4 protein-coding genes are annotated in these 3387 nt (G+C 74.4%); all 4 read right to left on the minus strand.

From position 1 onward, the window contains the following. Positions 1-140 precede the first annotated feature (140 nt). Positions 141-818, minus strand: coding sequence for a MerR family transcriptional regulator (locus ESO86_RS13985; protein ID WP_129235551.1), 678 nt, complete (start codon positions 816-818; stop codon positions 141-143). 48 nt (positions 819-866) lie between these two features. Further along, the gene (locus ESO86_RS13990) at positions 867-1544 is read right to left on the minus strand and encodes a response regulator (protein ID WP_129235552.1); all 678 of its coding nucleotides are present in this window, start codon (positions 1542-1544) and stop codon (positions 867-869) included. Continuing rightward, positions 1541-2686, minus strand: a complete 1146-nt coding sequence (locus tag ESO86_RS13995) for a sensor histidine kinase (RefSeq protein WP_129235553.1) — start codon at positions 2684-2686, stop codon at positions 1541-1543. Before ESO86_RS13995 ends, ESO86_RS13990 begins: the two co-directional genes overlap by 4 nt. Before the next feature lie 4 nt (positions 2687-2690). Continuing rightward, positions 2691-3387, minus strand: a 697-nt coding sequence (locus tag ESO86_RS14000) for a DUF2306 domain-containing protein (RefSeq protein ID WP_165307876.1), incomplete at its 5' end; no start/stop codon positions are given.

A 3387-nucleotide genomic window follows, 5' to 3' on the forward strand; every position in this document is an offset into this window, starting at 1 on the left:
GGCCGCGACGGGCGTGACGCCCGATTCCGGCGCGGTCGACGGGGTGCGCGAGACGGCGCGCACCTCGCGGTCGCCGGTGCGGAGGGCCGCGATCGTCTCGCGCCCGACGACGCCGGTGCCTCCGAGGACGACGTGGGTGGTCATGGCAGGTCCTTTCGCTGCGTGGCGTGCGTGGCGGGCGCGGCGTGCGCGTCGCCGGTGGTCGGGAAGAGCTCGGCCGTCGCCTCCTGGTGGGCGAGACGGCGGAGGCCGGCGATGAGCGCGTCGCCCACGACGGTGCCCACGACCATGAGCTCGGCGGCGAGTGCGGGGCTCTCGCGGTCGGTCAGGGCCGCGAGGTCGGCGCGCGCGATGCGGTCGGCCGCCGCGGCGTAGGCGTCGAGGTACGCATCGGACGGCTCGTAGCCGATCGCCGCGAGGTCGTCGAGCACCCGGGCTGCGAGGTCGAAGCCCGGGTTGTCGGGCGTCGTGCGCCACCCCTGTGCGCCTGCGAGCGCGGCCACGCGGCGTCGCGCGGCGTCGGATGCCTCGTGGTGCGCCCGCCCGTCGGTCATCGCGTGCTGCGCGGCCTCGAACGTGTCGGCCATCGAGCGGTCGTCGGCATCGAGCGTCGCGAGCACGCGCCTCGCGGCGGCGATCGAGAGCCCGCCCGTGTCGAGCAGCGCGCGCACGAGTCGCACGCGCTGCACGTGGGACTCGTCGTAGTCGGTCTGGTTGCCGCTCCGGCGCTCGCCCTCGTGGACGAGTCCCTCGCGCAGGTAGTACTTCAGCGTGGTGACGGGGGCGCCGCTCCGCCGGCTGAGCTCGGAGATCCGCATGCACTGAGAGTATCACTATCGATAGTGAAACTATCAGCAGCACGGGGCTCAGCGCGCCGACCCCCGCTCGTGCGCCCAGATCGCGAGCTCGACGCGGTTGCGCACGCCGATCTTCGCCATGAGGCTCGCGATGTGCGTCTTCACCGTGCTGAGCGAGATGTGCAGCGCCCGGCCGATCTCGTCGTTGCCGAGGCCGCGCGCGACGGCGGCGAGCACGTCCTCCTCGCGATCGGTCAGCGGCGTCGCGGGCGGGGGCGCCGCCGCGGATCGCGCCGCCGAGGCATCCGCCCCAGCGAACGCCTCGATCAACCGCACCGTCACGTTCGGGTCGATGAGCGCGTCGCCCCGCGCAGCCGCGTGCACGGCCTCGGCGAGCATCGTCGGTCCGGCGTTCTTCAACAGGAACCCGCGCGCGCCCGCGCGCAGCGCGCCGTACACGTACTCGTCGAGGTCGAACGTCGTGATCACGACGACGGGGATCGGGTCCGCGACGTCCGCGCCGGCGAGCATGCGCGTCGCCTCGAGGCCGTCCATCACCGGCATCCGGATGTCGAGCAGGCACACGTCAGGGCGGAGCTCGCGGGCGAACGCGACCGCCTCAGCACCGTCGCGGGCCTCGCCGACCACCTCGATACCGGGCTGCGCGTTCAGGATCATCCGCAGCCCGGCGCGCACCAGGCCCTGGTCGTCGGCGACGAGCACGCGCACGGGCGGGCGATCGCTCATGCCGACCATCCGCTGCGCGGCAGCACCGCCGTGACCGCCCAGCCGCGACCGTCGGCCGCCGGGCCCGTCGTGCAGGTCCCTCCGAGCACCGCGGCCCGCTCGGCCATGCCGGTGAGCCCGAATCCAGGGGCGACGGATGCCACGGGCGCGCCGTCGTCGCGGACGTCGATCCGCACCCCGTCCGCATCCACCCGCACGCGCACCTCGATGCGCGTCGTGTCCCGCGCGTGCCGACGCGCGTTCGTCACGGCCTCCTGCGCGATGCGGAACACCGCGGCGCCGACGGTCGACGGGACGGCGTCGAGATCGCCGTCCAGGTGCACGTCGACCTCGGGGTCGCCCGCGTCACCCCGAGCCCCGGCCCGCGCGAGGCGCCGCACGTCGGCGATGCCGGGGGTCGGCGCGAGCTCCGCGGCATCCGCTCGCCTGAGCACCCCCACCATCGACCGCATCTCGTCGAGCGTGCGCGACGCCTCGCCCTCGATGACGCGGAGCGCCTCGACCGCGGCAGCCGGGTCGGACTCGGCGACTGCGCCGCCCGCCTGCGCCTGGATCGCGATCGCCGACACGTGATGCGCGACCGTGTCGTGCAGGTCGCGCGCGAACTGCTCCCGCTCGAGCAGGCGGACACGGTCGAGCTCGCGCGCCCGCGCGGCCGCGCGCTGCCGGAACGCGATGCCCAGCGTCATCGTCGTGACCACGACCGCGATGCCGCCGATCACGTCGGCCGGCGTCGACTCGCCCAGCGGCAGCGAGATGAGCGTACCCGTCAGCACGAACGCCGTGCCGCCGAGCATCGCTCGCCCCGAACCCCAGCGCATCACGGCGTAGACGAGGACCAGGAAGTACGCGGTCGCGACGAGTTCAGGATCGCCGCCCGCGATGAGTCCGGCCGTCCACCCGACCGCGAACGCGAGCGCCAGCATCGTCAGCGGGCGGGTGCGCCGCCACAGCAGCGTCGGCACGAGCGCGACGAGCACCACCGCCCAGAGCCAGCGCCACGGGACATCCGCTCGCAGCGTCGCCTCGAGCAGGATGAGCGGCGGAAGCACCGCGACGAGCAGCCAGTCGCGCCAGACCCGGCGGGGCGGCGGTGGGGCGGCGACCGGAGCGTCCCACAGTGCCCTGGCGGGGCTCGTCATGCCCTCATGATAGGCGCGCATCGGCCGCCGGGGATCGGCCGGAAGTACGGGAACGACGGGGCTCCCGAGGCGTTCGCGGCGCTCGCGGCGCCTGCGCCGCCCGTCGCCGGATGACGACCTCAGCGACGACGAGGTTGATCACCCAGCCCGCACCCATCAGCACCGAGTGCATCACCTGGTCGGGCGCGCCGAGCAGGAGCGTCCACGGCAGGAAGGTGAACACCTGCGTGCCGGCGCCGAGTCCGATCGCGTAGGCACGTGTCATCCACGCGCTGTGCGCGGTGACGTCGCCGCGACGGATGGCGGCGAAGGCGACCACGATCGCGGCCGCCATCGCCGAGCCGAACACGAGCCGCATCACGAACAGGCCCGGCCCGTTGATCGCCGGCATGTCGTAGGTCAGGGTCATCCACAGCGCCGACCCCGCGGACAGCAGCCCGGCGGGAGCGACGATGCGGCCGGCGATCCGGTGCCACCGCCGTCGGCGGAGGGACGGCGCGAACTGCAGCGCGCCGAGCACGAGGAACACGACCGAGCCGACGATGTGGACGATCACGGGCACGGGGGAGTCGACGAAGCGGGCGTTCTCGGCGGTCGCGGGGGCGCCGGTGGCGAGCGTCGTGATGCGGAACGCGCCCGCGGCGACCGGCACGAGGCTGAGCGCGATGAGGCCGGCGGGCGCGAGCCACTCGGGGCGGCGG

Origin of the sequence: Agromyces binzhouensis (assembly GCF_004135055.1) — a bacterium.
GTDB classification, from domain to species: domain Bacteria; phylum Actinomycetota; class Actinomycetes; order Actinomycetales; family Microbacteriaceae; genus Agromyces; species Agromyces binzhouensis.